14 protein-coding genes are annotated in these 14,169 nt (G+C 70.7%); 13 read left to right on the forward strand and 1 reads right to left on the reverse strand.

The window, feature by feature from the left end; translation table 11 throughout:
* The first annotated feature begins 127 nt into the window (after positions 1 to 127).
* The 4 genes from KBZ08_RS11905 to KBZ08_RS11920 all read left to right on the forward strand — a co-directional run bounded on the left by KBZ08_RS11905 (position 128) and on the right by KBZ08_RS11920 (position 6,147).
* Positions 128 to 1,123 (forward strand): fatty acid desaturase, encoded by a 996-nt coding sequence (locus KBZ08_RS11905; RefSeq protein ID WP_254973176.1) that lies wholly within the window; start codon positions 128 to 130, stop codon positions 1,121 to 1,123.
* 11 nt (positions 1,124 to 1,134) lie between these two features.
* Positions 1,135 to 2,190 (forward strand): alpha/beta fold hydrolase, encoded by a 1,056-nt coding sequence (locus tag KBZ08_RS11910; protein ID WP_254973178.1) that lies wholly within the window; start codon positions 1,135 to 1,137, stop codon positions 2,188 to 2,190.
* A 76-nt stretch (positions 2,191 to 2,266) separates the two neighbouring features.
* Positions 2,267 to 3,514, forward strand: coding sequence for a type III glutamate--ammonia ligase (glnT, locus tag KBZ08_RS11915; RefSeq protein WP_254973180.1), 1,248 nt, complete (start codon positions 2,267 to 2,269; stop codon positions 3,512 to 3,514).
* A 629-nt stretch (positions 3,515 to 4,143) separates the two neighbouring features.
* Positions 4,144 to 6,147 (forward strand): glycosyltransferase, encoded by a 2,004-nt coding sequence (locus KBZ08_RS11920; protein ID WP_254973181.1) that lies wholly within the window; start codon positions 4,144 to 4,146, stop codon positions 6,145 to 6,147.
* Here KBZ08_RS11920 and KBZ08_RS11925 read toward each other — a convergent pair.
* Positions 6,056 to 6,412 carry a helix-turn-helix domain-containing protein gene (locus KBZ08_RS11925; protein ID WP_254973182.1) on the reverse strand — a complete coding sequence of 119 codons (357 nt, stop codon included), beginning with the start codon at positions 6,410 to 6,412 and terminating at the stop codon, positions 6,056 to 6,058. The two genes, KBZ08_RS11920 and KBZ08_RS11925, sit on opposite strands and share 92 nt — an antisense overlap.
* 144 nt (positions 6,413 to 6,556) lie before the next feature.
* Here KBZ08_RS11925 and KBZ08_RS11930 point away from each other — a divergent pair, with 144 nt between their 5' ends.
* The 9 genes from KBZ08_RS11930 to KBZ08_RS11970 all read left to right on the forward strand — a co-directional run bounded on the left by KBZ08_RS11930 (position 6,557) and on the right by KBZ08_RS11970 (position 14,102).
* Positions 6,557 to 7,624, forward strand: coding sequence for an alkene reductase (locus tag KBZ08_RS11930; RefSeq protein WP_254973184.1), 1,068 nt, complete (start codon positions 6,557 to 6,559; stop codon positions 7,622 to 7,624).
* Position 7,625: 1 nt separating this feature from the next.
* On the forward strand, positions 7,626 to 8,144 hold the full coding sequence (locus tag KBZ08_RS11935; protein ID WP_106222844.1) for an NADPH-dependent FMN reductase: 519 nt from the start codon (positions 7,626 to 7,628) through the stop codon (positions 8,142 to 8,144).
* Between the two features lie 11 nt (positions 8,145 to 8,155).
* On the forward strand, positions 8,156 to 8,848 hold the full coding sequence (locus tag KBZ08_RS11940) for a pirin-like bicupin family protein (protein ID WP_254973186.1): 693 nt from the start codon (positions 8,156 to 8,158) through the stop codon (positions 8,846 to 8,848).
* Between the two features lie 71 nt (positions 8,849 to 8,919).
* Complete coding sequence (locus KBZ08_RS11945) at positions 8,920 to 9,285, forward strand: hypothetical protein (protein ID WP_106222842.1); 366 nt, start codon at positions 8,920 to 8,922, stop codon at positions 9,283 to 9,285.
* A 13-nt stretch (positions 9,286 to 9,298) separates the two neighbouring features.
* Entirely contained in the window at positions 9,299 to 9,727 is a 429-nt protein-coding gene (locus KBZ08_RS11950; protein WP_106222841.1) for a Hepatitis C virus core protein, read from the forward strand.
* Positions 9,728 to 9,822: 95 nt separating this feature from the next.
* Positions 9,823 to 11,991, forward strand: coding sequence for a glutamine synthetase III (locus KBZ08_RS11955; RefSeq protein ID WP_106222840.1), 2,169 nt, complete (start codon positions 9,823 to 9,825; stop codon positions 11,989 to 11,991).
* A 157-nt stretch (positions 11,992 to 12,148) separates the two neighbouring features.
* Positions 12,149 to 12,415, forward strand: a complete 267-nt coding sequence (locus tag KBZ08_RS11960) for a DUF3136 domain-containing protein (protein ID WP_254973189.1) — start codon at positions 12,149 to 12,151, stop codon at positions 12,413 to 12,415.
* Between the two features lie 110 nt (positions 12,416 to 12,525).
* Entirely contained in the window at positions 12,526 to 12,945 is a 420-nt protein-coding gene (locus KBZ08_RS11965; protein ID WP_219904506.1) for a tellurite resistance TerB family protein, read from the forward strand.
* Positions 12,942 to 14,102 carry an NAD(P)/FAD-dependent oxidoreductase gene (locus KBZ08_RS11970; protein WP_254973192.1) on the forward strand — a complete coding sequence of 387 codons (1,161 nt, stop codon included), beginning with the start codon at positions 12,942 to 12,944 and terminating at the stop codon, positions 14,100 to 14,102. The genes KBZ08_RS11965 and KBZ08_RS11970 overlap by 4 nt, the downstream gene beginning before the upstream one ends.
* Positions 14,103 to 14,169 lie beyond the last annotated feature (67 nt).

The following is a 14,169-nucleotide window of genomic DNA, read 5'->3' on the forward strand; positions in this document are numbered from 1 at the left end:
GGGCCCACTCTTCCCTGCCGCCGGCCGGCGCCCGGTAACCATCCCCACCGCCCCACCCGGAGCAAGTGTTCGTGACGAACGGTGTGCGGCCGACCCCGGGCGGGACAGTGGACCCACGACATCTTCCATGCGCCGGCCGACGGCGACCTTCGTGACCGCCTCCCCACCCTCCGCGCCACCGGCGGCCGGCCCGGGCGCCGCCGAGCCGCTGCTGTCCGCTCCGCTGCTGCAGCGCCTCAACGAGCGTCGCGACGGACCCGGCTGGCGCCGGCTGACCTTCCACCTCGCGGTGCTGGGGCTCGGGGCCCTGCTCTGGGGAGGGCCCTGGCCGCAGGCCCTTCCCGGCGCTGGGTCCTGGGCCCTTCGTCTGACGGGCCTGCTGCTGCTGGGCTGGGGCCTGGCCTTCGGCTTCTGCGCCATGCACGAGTGCGGCCACCGCACCGCCTTCGCCGGCAAGGGCCTCAACGACACCGTGGCCTGGTGGGCCGGACTGCTGAGCTTCTACAACGCCGACTACTACCGCCGCTACCACCAGTGGCACCATCGCTTCACCCACCAGCCGGGCCTCGATCCGGAGCTGGAGGAGGCCCCCCCCAGCACCCTGGCCGCCTATCTGCTGGAGCTCAGCGGGATTCCCTGGTGGATCGGCAAGCTGCGGGGCCACACCGCCGGCCTGCGCGGTGACTTCGGCGGCAGGCCCTACATCCCCGCCGAGGCGGCCGCGGCCGTCACCCGCTCGATCCGGCTCCAGGTCGCCGTCTACGCCGCCCTGCTCGCAGCCTCCTTCTGGCAGGGCAACGGCGCCCTGTTCTGGTACTGGCTGCTGCCCCTGGCCGTCGGCCAGCCCCTGCTGCGCTTCGTGCTGATGGCCGAGCACGGGGGCTGCAGCACCGACAGCAACGGCCTCAGCAACACCCGCACCACCTGGACCCTTCCTCCCCTGCGCTGGCTGATGTGGGAGATGCCCTTCCACGTCGAGCACCACCTCTACCCCTCGGTACCCTTCCACGCCCTCGCCGAGGCCCATCGCCATCTGGCCCCCCACGAGGTGCACACAGGCCAGGGCTATCTGTCGGTGCACCGCGACTTCCTGCGCGATCCCGCCCGTCTGGCCCTCCCCTGAATCCCACTCCCTTGCCCGCCAGCCCAGCCCCCCCGCGCCGCTTCGCGCTCGGGGACCTTCCCCTCGCCGCCGGGGGCACCCTTGCCTCCGCCTGGCTCGACTACCGGGTCTACGGAACGCTGGCCAGCGACCGCTCCAACCTGGTGCTCTATCCGAGCTCCTACGGCGCCTGGCCCGAGGACATCGACTGGGTGGTGGGACCGATCCTGGATCCGCAGCGCTGGTGCGTGGTGCTGGTGAGCCAGTTCGGCAACGGCCGCTCCACCAGCCCCAGCAACGCCGGGCCAGGGCTCGTGGCGGGGCGCTGGCCCGTGGATCACCGTGACAACGTGGCCGCCCAGCGCCGACTGCTGGAGGAGGTCTTCCAGGTGGCGAGCCCGGCCCTGATCTACGGCTGGTCCATGGGGGCCCAGCAGGCCTACCACTGGGCCGTGCTGGAGCCGGAGCGGACCCAGCGCATCTGCTGTGTCTGCGGCACCGCGCGCACCACAGCCCACAACCGGGTGTTCCTGCTCAGCCTGCGCCAGGCCCTCACCGCCGATCCCCACTGGGATGGACTGCGGTTTCAGGGCGTGCCGGAGCAGGGCTTGCGCACCTTCGCCCTGATCTACGCCAGCTGGGCTGCCAGCCAGCCCTTCTATCGCCGCGGCGCCCACCGCCAGCTGGGCTACGCCAGCGTCGAGGCCTACGTGGAGCAGGCCTGGCTGCCGGCCTACCGCCGCCACGACCCCCATGACCTGCTGGCCATGCTCGACGTCTGGATGGCGAACGACGTGGCCGCCGCCGCCGGGATCAGCGCCGCCGGTGGCGATGGCAGTGGCGGTGGCGATCCCGATGCCGACCTGGCCGCGGCCCTGGGCCGGATCCGGGCCCGCACCGCCGTGATCGCCGGCCGCCACGACCTCTATTTCACCCCCGACGACTGCCAGGCGGAGGCCGCCCTGATCCGCGATGCCCACTTCGAGGTCCTGGAGTCCGACCTGGGCCACCGGGCCGGCAACCCCCGCGACTCCCCAGCCGAGCAGGGCCAGCTGCGGGCCGCCGTGAACCGGCTCTGCGCCGACTGACGGCCCTGCAGCGAAGGACCGCCTCCGGCCAGCCACCACCCTCACCGCCCCACACCCGCCCACCCCACACCCCCCGATGACCGATCTGGCCCGCTTCGCCGCCACCCATGGCATCCGCCACTTCCTCTTCTCCTTCTGCGACCTGTTCGGGGTGCAGCGGGCCAAGCTGGTGCCGGCGGCCGCGGCGGCCGAACTGGCCCGATCCGGCGCCGGCTTCGCCGGTTTCGCCGCCTGGCTGGACATGACCCCGGCCGATCCGGACGTGCTGGCGATCCCCGATCCCACCAGCCTGATGGTGCTCCCATGGCAGCCGGACGTGGCCTGGGTGGCCACCGATCTGCAGGTGGAGGGCCAGGTGCTGGAGCAGTCGCCCCGCCGGGTGCTCCAGCGCCAGATCGCCCGGGCAGCGGCCCTGGGCCTGCAGTTCCGCAGCGGCGTGGAGGCGGAGTTCTTCCTGATGGACCCGGAACGGGACGCCATCGCCGATGGCCTCGACCGGCAGTCCAAGCCCTGCTACGACCAACTGGCCCTGATGCGCCACTACCCGCTGATCAGCGAACTGCTGGACGGCATGGAGAGCCTCGGCTGGGGCCCGTACCAGGCCGATCACGAGGACGCCAACGGCCAGTTCGAGCTCAACTGGACCTATGCCGAATCGCTGCTGACCGCCGACCGCCATGCCTTCTTCCGGGTCATGGCGGCCGCCCTGGCGGAACGCCATGGGGTGCGGGTGAGCTTCCAGCCCAAGCCGATTCCGGCCCTCACCGGCAACGGGGCCCATCTGCATGCCTCCCTCTGGGACGAGGGGGGGCGCAACGTGTTCCACGACCCGGCCGGGGAGAAGGGCCTGTCGGAGATCGCCTACCGCTTTCTGGCCGGTCTGCTGGCCCATGCGCCGGCCCTGTGCGCCCTCACCAATCCGGTGGCCGGCAGCTACCGGCGGCTGGCCCGGTCCGTCACCAGTTCCGGCGCCACCTGGTCCCCCTCCTGGATCAGCTACGGCGGCAACAACCGCACCCACATGGTCCGCATCCCCGACGACCAGCGGATCGAGCTGCGGCTCGGCGACGGCGCCGCCAACCCCTACCTGCTCCAGGCGGCGGTGCTGGCGGCGGGCCTGGACGGCATGGAACGGCAGCTCGATCCCGGGGCCCGCAGCGACGTGAACACCTACGTGGAGTCGCCGGCGGGGGCGACCTCCCTGCCCACCTGTCACGCCGATGCCCTCGAGGCCTTCCGCCACGACGCGCCCCTGCGGGACGCCCTGGGGGAGCCGTTCTGCACCGCCTATGAAGCCCTGGTGGCCCAGCGCAACGACGAGTGAGGGCGCCGGGAGCTGGCCCGCCCCCCGCAGGGGCGAAGACCGGCACGATTGCCTATGGCCAGGGCGGCGGGGAGGGGTGAAAGTGAGTTCAGAAACCAGGAGGCTCCAGCGATGGATGACACCCCACCCGGTCAGATGTCAGGAGTGTGCTGACGGCAGGCCCCTGCTCCAACAGTCTTGTTCCCATCAACGGTTTCCCGGTCGTTCACCGATCACCCGATGCATCGTTCAGGTGCCCACGGGTTCATGGAAACCGGCCCCTGGATGCCTCGGCCCCAGGTGCCTCCCTCCGCAGCTCCGACTCCGAAACCCACCCCCGGGGACTCCGATGGATCCCCATCCCCGCTGACCTCCCATTGATGGCGCGCCCATGGCGGAGGAGCATCCTCGGCTCCCCCCCATCACCCATCCACGGTCCCCAAGGACCCGATCGTCAGCCCTTCTGAACAGCTCGTCAGACCCTTCATCTGATCGTCAATCATCAGTGATAGTGCTGGAACAGCTTCGTTCCGCCCCAAGCCCGGCGATCCTGGACGCCGGGCTTTTTCATGGGCCATCGCCAGTCGGGCGGCCGGATCCCGCCGGCCCGTTTCAACCGCCTAGGTTGTCTTAACAATTGGTCAGGGTCGATGACACGCCTGCCCTGGGCCGTGCTGCTGCTGACACTGCTGGGGGCCCGCTACCTGGCCTGGCGCTTCACCGCCAGCCTCAACCTGGCCACCCCGCTGGCCGCCAGCCTGAGCCTGCTGACCCTGGCGGCGGAACTGGTCCTGCTGGCCGGGTTCTTTCTGCAGCTCTGGTTCACGCTCCTGCCCGAACGGCCGGCGCCCGCCGCCGATCCGATCCCCACGCCTGCCCCGTCCGTCGACGTGCTGGTGCCCAGCTGCGGCGAACCGGCCGATCTGGTGGAGCGCTGCCTGCGGGGCTGCCTGGCGATGGACTACCCCAGCCACACGGTCTGGCTGCTCGACGACAGCGACCGGCCCGAGCTGGCGGAACTCTGCGATCGCCTCGGCTGCCGCTATGTCGCCCGCCGGGAGCACGCCCATGCCAAGGCCGGCAACCTCAACCACGCACTGCGCCTCTGCAAGGGGGAGCTGGTGGCGGTCTTCGACGCCGACGTCGTGCCCCTGCAACCCTTCCTGCGCCGCACGGTCGGCCTGTTCGCCGACCCGGCCGTGGGTTTCGTGCAGACGCCCCAGAGCTACATGAACGCCGATCCGGTGATGCGCAACCTGCGCCTGGAGCGCTGGCTGCTGCCGGACGAGGAAAGCTTCTACCGCTGGATCCAGCCCACCCGCCAGAACCTCAATGCCGTGGTCTGCGCCGGCACCTCCTTCGTGATGCGGCGTGAGGCGCTCGAGCGGGTGGGCGGTTTCGAGACGGCCACCCCGTCGGAGGACCTGGCCACCGGCATTCGGATCACCGCCGCCGGTTACCGCAACCATTACCTCTCCGAGAAGCTGAGCGCCGGTCTGGCCCCCTTCACGGCCACGGCCATGGCGCGGCAGCGCTGCCGCTGGGGCAGCGGCTCCCTGCAGACCCTGCGCACGGGCGCCGATCCGCTGCGGATCCCCGGGCTCAGCCCCCTGCAGCGTCTGGCCTACAGCGAAGGCATCCTGCACTGGTTCACCTTCCCGGCCCAGCTGGTGCTGCTCTGCACGCCGCTCAGCCTGGGCCTGCTCGGCGTCGCCCCGATCCTCTTCAGCGGCGATGCCCTGCTCACGGTCGCCATGCCGTTCGTTTGCAGCCAGCTGCTGCTCACCCGCTGGCTGAGCGGCCACGCCCGCGCCGCGATCCTGCCGGAGCTGTACCGGTGGATCTTCCTGGTGCCGATCTGTGCCGCCGTGGTCGCCACGGCCCTGGGCCGGCCGCGGCGCTTCCTGGTCACCCCGAAGGCGGTGGTCGGCCGGGGGGCCTCCGGCCCGGATCCCGGCCTGCTGCTGCCGCTGCTGGTGCTGCTGGCGCTGCAGCTCGTGGCGCTCTGGAACCTGGCGCCGGGTCGGCTGCCGCTGCTGGCCGGCCAGCAGGGGGTGCTGCCGGTCTCGGCCGCCACGGTCGGGGTGGTGCTGGGCTGGAGCCTGCTCAACGGCCTGCTGCTGCTGCTGGCGATCCGGAGCTGCTGGGATCGGCCCCACCGGGATGGGGTTCCCTGGTTCGCCCTGTCGGTGCCGGTGCGGCTCCGTCACCGCGGCGGGATCGTGCACGGGCGCCTGCGGGCCGTCAGCGCCACGGGCGCCGAACTCGGCCTGGAGCGGGCAGAGGATGGGCCGACGCTGCAGGCGGCCGACAGCCTCAGCCTGGAGGGTCTGGTGCCCGGTGTGGCGCTGCCGTTTCTGGCGATGGCCCTGGAATCGGGTGCCATCGGCGGGGTCTGGGGACCGCTCACCCCGTCGCAGCGGGATGAGCTGGACACTCTTATCTACCGACGCGAGGGACTCTGGCCCACCCTGCGGGCCCCCTTCGAGCTCCGCACCCTGCCCCTTGTCCTGCTGCGCACCCTGCAGCGGGTGGCACCGGAGAGCTGGTTCCGCCGCAGTCTCATTCCCCAGCTTCCACCGCTGGTGGGGCTGCCGCTCCCCAGGCGTGCAGACCTTCCAGCACGGGCAGCAGCGCCCGACCCCGCTCGCTGAGGTCGTACTCCACCCGCGGCGGCACCTCACCGAAGACGTGCCGGCAGACGACGGCATCGGCCTCCAGCTCCCGCAGCTGGGCGGTCAGCACCTTGTGACTCACCCCCGTCAGGGCCCGCTGCAGGGCCGAGAACCGCTGGGGACCCTCGCGGAGCCGGCAGAGGATCAGCAGCTTCCAGCGGCCGCGCATCACCCGCAGGGCCAGCTCGGCCGGGCAGAGCTCGGAGCCACCGGAGGGTTCGGGATCGGAAAGGGAGGCCGTCACGGGTCTCGGTTACCGGTGGGTGCCCCAGGCACAAGCCGGTGCGTTCTTGTCAGTCAGGGTGCGTGTCCGCCAGAGTCCCCCCATGACCTTAACAATCCCTTACGGCCCGGGGCCTTCCCGCCCCGGCCGGCCGGTCACCGCCCCATGAGCGACCTGTTCACCCCCCTGACCGTGGGCCCGCTGCTGCTGCCCAACCGGGTGCTGATGGCCCCCCTCACCCGATGCCGGGCCGAGCCGGACCACGTCCCGGGCCCGCTGATGGCCACCTACTACCAGCAGCGGGCCAGCGCCGGCCTGCTGATCGCCGAAGCCACGATCGTGATGGAGGGCAACTCGTCCTTCTGGCACGAGCCCGGCATCCATTCGGCGGCCCAGGTGGCGGGCTGGCGGCTCACCACCGACGCGGTCCATGCCGCCGGTGGGCGCATCGTGCTGCAGATCTGGCACGGCGGCCGGGCCTGCCACCCCCTGCTCAACGGGGGCCGCCAGCCGGTGGGGCCGAGCCCGATCGCCATCACCGGCGATGAGGTGCACACCCCGGAAGGGAAACAGCCCTATGTCGTTCCCCGGGAGCTGGCTGACGACGAACTGCCCGCCATCGTGGAGGGGTTCCGCCAGGCCACCCGCAACGCCATCGACGCCGGCTTCGACGGGGTCGAGGTGCATGGCGCCAACGGCTACCTGCTCGACTCGTTCCTGCGGGACGGCAGCAACCGGCGCCAGGGTCCCTACGGCGGGCCGGTGGCCAACCGGGCCCGGCTGCTGCTGGAGGTGCTGGAGGCCGCCCGGGCCGAATCGCCCCTGGTGGGCCTGCGGATCTCGCCGCTCAACGGCTACAACGCCATGGTCGACAGCGACCCCATCGGCCTGTCGGGCTGGCTGGCGGAACGGCTGGAGAGCACGGGCCTGGATTACCTGCACGTGATGCGGGGGGACTTCCTCGGCCAGCAGCACGGCGATGTGCTCACCCCGATCCGGGCCGGCTTCAGCGGGGTGCTGGTGGGGAACATGGGTTACACGGCCGAGGAGGCCAACGCCGCCATCGCCGCCGGCCAGCTCGATGCGGTGGCCTTCGGCACGCCGTTCCTGGCCAACCCGGACCTGCCCGTGCGCCTGCTCCGCGGCGCACCCCTGCAGGCCGCCGATCCATCCACCTATTACACCCCCGGTCCGGCCGGCTACACCGACTACCCCTTCCTGGAATCCGCCTGACATGTCCCCCGATCTCCTGGTGCTCAGTGCCAGCAACGGCGAGAACCTGAAACTCGCCGAGCGTTTCGCCGCCGCCGGCCGCGCCCGCGGCATGGCCGCCGAGGTGCTCGACCTCACCAGCCTGCCGCTGCCGCTCTACAACCCCCGCACCCACGCCGCCTCCGGCCTGCCCGCCGAAGTGGAGGGGCTGAGCCGCAGGCTCGAGACCGCCCCCCGCTGGGTCATCTGCGCCCCCGAATACAACGGCTCCCTGCCGCCGGTGCTGACCAGCGCCATCGCCTGGCTCTCGGTTCAGGGGGACGGCTTCCGCACCCTGTTCAACGGCCGGCCGGTGGCGATCGCCACCCATTCCGGCGGTCCCGGCATCGAGGTGCTGGCCGTGCTGCGCATCCAGCTGGCCCACCTCGGGGCCCACGTGGTGGGTCGCCAGCTCTCCAGCAGCCGCAGCAATCCCGCCAAGGACACCAGCATCGACGACATCGTGCATCGCCTCCAGCGCATGGAACCGATTCAACCCTGAGGACCCGCCCCATGACCCTCGTCTTCCGCCCCGCCGCCGAGCGCTTCCACAGCCAGCTTGACTGGCTGGACAGCTGGCACAGCTTCTCCTTTTCCCACCACCACGATCCGGCCTGGATGGGGTTCGGACCGCTGCGGGTGATCAACGACGACACCATCGCCGCCGGCCGCGGCTTCGGCATGCATCCGCACCGGGACATGGAGATCGTCACGGTGATGGTGGATGGCCAGCTCAACCACCAGGACTCCATGGGCCACAGCGAGGTGCTGCGGGCCGGAGAAGTGCAGGCGATGAGCGCCGGCACCGGGGTGGTCCACAGCGAGATGAACCGGGGCGCCATCCCCTGCCGGCTGCTGCAGATCTGGATCGAGCCGGACCGTGCCGGCCACCCGCCCGCCTACCGCCAGGAGCCGTTCGTGCTCCGGCCCGGCTGGACGCCGCTGCTCGATCCGGACGGCCGCGATGGGGCCCTGGCCATCAACCGGCCGGTGCGGCTCTGCCGGGCCCGGGCCGGTGCCGGCGAGCGGCTGGAGCTGGCCATCGCCCCCGACGCCAACGGCTGGCTGCAGATGATCGAGGGGGAGGGCACGGCCTTCGGGCGGCCGCTGCGGCGGGGTGACGGTCTGGGCTTTGCGGCGGCCCCGGCGGACAGCTTCCTGGCGGGCCCTGGCGGGGCGGATGTGCTCCTGTTCGAACTGCGCTGATCGGCCCCCCGACGGCCCCGGCGGACGCCGCCCCCGGCACGGCCCCAGGATGGGGGGACCAGCCCGACGTCATGGCCCGTTTCCTGCTGCTCTTCAGGCCCCGGGTCCCCCTGCCGCCGACGGAGCTCATCGGTCGGCTGGATCCCCTGGTCCTGCGGTTCCACGCCGATGTGGAGCACCGCTCCCCCGCCCATCTCAGCGCCATCGTGCGGGGGGAGCACGAGACCCTGCGGCTGCAGCTGATCGCCGACGTGCAGGCCAAGGCGGACGGCCCCGTGCTGGAACTGGTGCTGATGAGCCGGGAGGCCATGGGGGCGGGGGCGCCCCACACCAAGGCGCTGTTCGAGACCCTGGTGGCGATCGCGGCCGAGGTGATGCCCGACCTGGAGCTGGTGTTTCGATCCGACAGGGACGGCGCGCTCCCTGACCGCAACTGAGAGAATCCATCGGATGCAGACGCTCTCACCGACCCCTGCCGCCCTTGCGGAACTGCAGCCGCCCCGCGGCTACCGGGTGCTCGCCTGGCTCGGCCTGGTGGCCAACCTGCTGGCCCTGCCACTCGGCCTGGCGGCGATCCTGCTCTCCAGCCTCTGGCGGACGGCCAATATCGTCGTCTACACCAGTGCCGTGCTGCCGGCGGTGGCCCTGGGCGTGGTCGCCTGTGTCGCCCTGCTGAAGTGGCGCCTCTGGGGCCAGGTGGTCGCGATCGTGGCGCTGTCGCTGGATCTGGCGATCGAGATGGCCTACGGCATCGTGCGCCTGGCGCTGGTGGGTGAGGAACGGCTCCTGCTGGCGGTGGCCGCCCCCCTGGCCTGGGGCCTGACCCTGGCGGCCCTGGTGTTCTGGTGCCGCCCTGCGATCCGCTCCTACCTGCGCTGAGGGCCGCCGGGCAACCTGCCGTTCTGTATCAACGGCTCCACCCATGGGGCAGGACACAAGGATTGGATACCCCCCAGCCGACCCAAGCTGTTTCCATGCCCAGCCCCCAACGCTTCGCCGCCATTCAGGAGATTCACCAGCGCCCCCCGGTGGTGACCCCCCCCATCGAGTCGCTGGATGAGCTCTGGGCCAGCGACGTGTTCAGCCTGGCCAAGATGAAGGCGGCCCTGCCCAAGGACATCTTCAAGTCGGTGCAGCGCACCATCAAGGAGAACGGCAAGCTTGACGTCTCGGTCGCCAACGTGGTGGCCCAGGCGATGAAGGAATGGGCGACCAGCCGCGGCGCGCTCTACTACGCCCACGTCTTCTACCCCCTCACCAACGCCACCGCCGAGAAGCACGACGGCTTCATCTCGGTGCAGGGTGACGGCTCGGTGATCACCGAGTTCACCGGCAAGGTCCTGGTGCAGGGCGAACCCGACGGCTCCTCCTTCCCCAGCGGCGGCATCCGCACCACCTTCGAGGCCCGCGGCTACACCGCCTGGGACATCACCAGCCCGGCCTTCCTGATGGAGACCCCCAACGGTCTCACCCTCTGCATCCCCACCGTCTTCATCTCCTGGACCGGCGAGGCCCTCGACAAGAAGACCCCCCTGCTGCGCTCCAACGCCGCCATGAACAAGCAGGCCCAGCGGCTGCTGCGGCTGCTTGGGGAAAGCGACGTGGCCCCGGTCAACTCCAGCTGCGGCGCCGAGCAGGAGTACTTCCTGGTCGACAGCGCCTACGTGCCCCTGCGCCCCGACCTGCTGCTGGCGGGCCGCACCCTCTTCGGCAAGCCCTCCGCCAAGGGCCAGCAGTTCGACGACCACTACTTCGGCGCCATCCCCCAGCGGGTGCAGGTGTACATGCAGGACGTGGAGCGTCAGCTGTACAAGCTGGGTATCCCCGCCAAGACCCGCCACAACGAAGTGGCCCCGGGCCAGTTCGAGATCGCCCCGTTCTTCGAGGCGGCCAACGTGGCCACGGATCACCAGCAGCTGATCATGACCATTCTCAAGAGCACGGCACGCCGCCACGGCATGAACTGCCTGCTCCATGAGAAGCCCTTCGAAGGCATCAACGGCTCGGGCAAGCACGTCAACTGGTCGGTGGGCAATGCCACCCAGGGCAACCTGCTGGATCCCGGCAGCACCCCCCACGAGAACATGCAGTTCCTGCTGTTCTGCGGCGCCGTCATCCGCGGTGTGCACAAGTTCGGTCCGCTGATGCGGGCCGTGGTGGCCACCGCCGGCAACGACCATCGCCTCGGTGCCAACGAAGCTCCGCCGGCCATCATCTCCGTCTATCTGGGCAGCCAGCTGGAGGACGTCTTCCGCCAGATCAAGGAAGGGGACGTGAAAGGCTCCAGCAACGCCGGCGTGATGCAGCTGGGCGTCGACACCCTGCCGGAATTCCCCAAGGATCCCGGCGACCGCAACCGCACCTCCCCCTTCGCCTTCACCGGCAACCGCTTCGAGTTCCGGGCCGTCGGCTCCAACCAGTCGGTGGCCGGCCCCCTGGTGGCCATGAACACGATCCTGGCGGACTCGCTCGCCTACGTGAGCGACCAGCTGGAGCAGAAGATGGCCGCGGGAGAAAGCCTGCCCGGCGCCGCCTTCTCCGTGCTCAAGCAGATCATGACCGACCACGGCAACGTGGTCTTCGGCGGCGACGGCTATTCCAGCGAATGGCACCGCATCGCCGTGGAGGAGCGGGGCCTGGAGAATCTGCCCACCACCGCCGATTCCCTGCCCGTCCTGCAGCGGCCTGAGGTCCGCGACCTCTTCGCCCAGCAGGGTGTGCTCACCCCTCTCGAGCTGGAGAGCCGCTTCGAGGTCTACGCCGAGCAGTACGTGCTCGCCATCGACGTGGAGGCCAAGCTGGCCGTGCAGATCGCCCAGACCCAGATCTATCCCGCCGCCATGCGCTATCTGGGAGAGCTGGCCAGCTCCCTGCAGCTCCAGACCTCCATGGGCCTCCAGGTGTCCTCGGAAACCCAGACCAAGGTGGCGTCCCTCAGCGCCAAGCTCATGGAGCTCAGCAGTGCCCTGGAAAGCGCCATCGGCAACGCCCCCCACGGCACCATGGCCCACATGCGCTATTCGGCCGACACGCTGCTGCCGCTGATGCACCAGCTGCGGGAGGTCGTCGACGGCCTCGAGGCCGTGGTGGACGACAACCTCTGGCCCCTGCCCTCCTACCAGGAGATGCTGTTCATCCGCTGATCACCCCATCGGTCCCGGCGGCGAGGGCCCTCCGGGGCCCTCTTTTTTTGCGCTGGTCCTGCCCGCGGGTTAGGCCGCCGGGGCGAAACCTCACGATCTGTCCGCTTGGTTCCCCTCGTCACAGTCGCTGTCCGAGCGGAAGTGCTGGAGTCGATGCATGAGCGTTCCCTCCGACCAGCGCTCCAGCGCCGACCGGTCCCGCGACCTCCCGGACCTGGATGAGCACTACGGCTCCTACTGCCGGGCCATGCGGATGCTGGTGCGGGAGAGCAAGAGTCTCAAGACCGTGCAACGGACCGTCTGCTGGCTGCAGCTGGCCCGGCTGCACGACTGCCGTCCGGCGCGGTACCAGGAGCCGGACGCCCTCTATCTGAGGCTGTGCCGTGAGGGCGGGGCTGCCGGCGGCGGCGCCGCGAAGCGCTGAGGAGCTCACCGGGGCGGCGGGGATCCTTTCCCGGATTCGGTCGCATCGGCCACTGACAGACACCCCTGAAGCGAACGATGACAGGGGGTCCCAAGCTTTCCACGTTGTCCATGGACGCACCTACGGCCTTCGCCGCGGTCGCTCTCGCCGCCGTCTCCTGGGACGGTGCCCTCACCATGGCGGGCACGCGGGCCCTTCGCCACGCCCTTGATTACCGCACCCCCTTCAAGGGCAGGAGCGATAAGGAGATGATCAGCCTGATGGACACCCTGCTCCAGGGGCTGCGGGCCAAGGGCGCGATCGGCCTGATGGAGGAGGCGGCCGCGGTGCTCGACGACCGGCAGCGGCACACGGCCTATGCGGTGGCGGCGGAGATCATGCGCTCCGACGGCCCTTTGCAGGACCAGGAGCAGGCGATCCTCGCCGACCTGGCCAGCACCCTGCGCCTGGACCCGGAGGAGACCACCAAGGTGCTGGAGGTGATGGACGTTCTCCATGCCAGCATCCTGGAGCCCGCCGTGAGCGCATGAGTTCCGCCCCCGCCGGCCTCCGCATCGCCGTGGTGGGGGCCGGCAGTTCCGGCCTGCTGCTCGCCCTGATGCTGCAGCGCCAGGGCCACCGGGTCTGCCTGTTCGAGCGCTCCGCGCGGCTGCGCACCGAGGGCTGCGGGATTCTGCTGGTGAAGAGCGGTGTGGAGGCGGTGGCGGCGGCCGCCGTCCCGGGCCTGCTCGACGACCTGCTGGCGGGCGGCCATCCCGTGCAGCGGTTCGTGTTCCGCAACCTCCGGGGCGACCTGATCGAAGCCAGCCCGGCCGAGCGGGAGGCCGGGGAGCTGCCCTCCCTGCTGATCCACCGCCGCGCCATTCTCGATGCCCTCTGGGGCCATCTGGATCCCGCCTGCTTCCACGGCGACCATGCGCTCGTCAGCTGGAGCCAGGGGGAGGACGGGGTCGTGGCCCGCTTCGCCGACGGCCGGCAGTGGACCGGGGATCTGCTGGTGGGGGCCGATGGAATCTTCTCCCGGGTGGCGGCCCTGCTCTGCCCGGATCGGCGCCTGCAGTACCTGGGGGACCGGGTCTGGCGGGGGGTGGTGACCGACGAAAGCTTCTGCAGCGGCGGGGATTTCTTCGTGTATGCCCGGGGCCGGGGCATCTACGCCAATTTCTTCGACCTGGGCCCCGACCGGGAGGGCCGGGGGCGCACCCACTGGGGCTTCTTCCAGGAGGAGGAGCTTCCCGACGACCGGGAGACCCGGCAGCGGCTGCTGGAAGAGGGGGTGCCCGCCGCCGCCCTCGCCAAGCTTCCGGCTGATGCGGCCGCCGTGATCGCCGCCACCGCTCCGGAGGGCGTGGTGGCCAACTGGTCGTTCGACATCGATCCCCTGCCCGCCATCGTGGCCGGGCGGGTGGCCCTGATCGGCGACGCCGCCCATGCCATGAGCTCCTCCCAGGCCCGGGGGATGACGGCGGGGCTGGAGGATGCGGTGGCCCTGGCGGCAAAGCTCGCGCCGGGCGCCGCCGCCACACCGCAGCTGGCGCTGCAGGCCTACCAGGAGGAGCGGCTGGCGGTCGTCCACCGGTACCAGGAACGCAGCCGCCAGGTGAGCCATCGCACGGGAAGGAAGCGCTCTCCCACCCGGGCGGCAAGCGCCGCACCGGTTGTGGAGCAACACCGAAAGATGTTGTGAAGGTGACAGTTCCGATCTGGCACAGGGGCCAGAATGCCAATCCTGTATACGAGGCAAGACGTGGCGA

The sequence above is a fragment of the Cyanobium sp. Candia 9D4 genome, assembly GCF_024346155.1.
Classification (GTDB): domain Bacteria; phylum Cyanobacteriota; class Cyanobacteriia; order PCC-6307; family Cyanobiaceae; genus Cyanobium; species Cyanobium minutissimum.

Bases quoted from the DNA above. Each gene is read 5' to 3' on its own strand.
- KBZ08_RS11905 (WP_254973176.1), top strand. From the start codon at position 128: ATGCGCCGGCCGACGGCGACCTTCGTGACCGCCTCCCCACCCTCCGCG.
- glnT (WP_254973180.1), top strand. From the start codon at position 2,267: ATGACCGATCTGGCCCGCTTCGCCGCCACCCATGGCATCCGCCACTTC.
- KBZ08_RS11920 (WP_254973181.1), top strand. From the start codon at position 4,144: ATGACACGCCTGCCCTGGGCCGTGCTGCTGCTGACACTGCTGGGGGCC.
- KBZ08_RS11930 (WP_254973184.1), top strand. From the start codon at position 6,557: ATGAGCGACCTGTTCACCCCCCTGACCGTGGGCCCGCTGCTGCTGCCC.
- KBZ08_RS11935 (WP_106222844.1), top strand. From the start codon at position 7,626: ATGTCCCCCGATCTCCTGGTGCTCAGTGCCAGCAACGGCGAGAACCTG.
- KBZ08_RS11940 (WP_254973186.1), top strand. From the start codon at position 8,156: ATGACCCTCGTCTTCCGCCCCGCCGCCGAGCGCTTCCACAGCCAGCTT.
- KBZ08_RS11945 (WP_106222842.1), top strand. From the start codon at position 8,920: ATGGCCCGTTTCCTGCTGCTCTTCAGGCCCCGGGTCCCCCTGCCGCCG.
- KBZ08_RS11950 (WP_106222841.1), top strand. From the start codon at position 9,299: ATGCAGACGCTCTCACCGACCCCTGCCGCCCTTGCGGAACTGCAGCCG.
- KBZ08_RS11955 (WP_106222840.1), top strand. From the start codon at position 9,823: ATGCCCAGCCCCCAACGCTTCGCCGCCATTCAGGAGATTCACCAGCGC.
- KBZ08_RS11960 (WP_254973189.1), top strand. From the start codon at position 12,149: ATGAGCGTTCCCTCCGACCAGCGCTCCAGCGCCGACCGGTCCCGCGAC.
- KBZ08_RS11965 (WP_219904506.1), top strand. From the start codon at position 12,526: ATGGACGCACCTACGGCCTTCGCCGCGGTCGCTCTCGCCGCCGTCTCC.
- KBZ08_RS11970 (WP_254973192.1), top strand. From the start codon at position 12,942: ATGAGTTCCGCCCCCGCCGGCCTCCGCATCGCCGTGGTGGGGGCCGGC.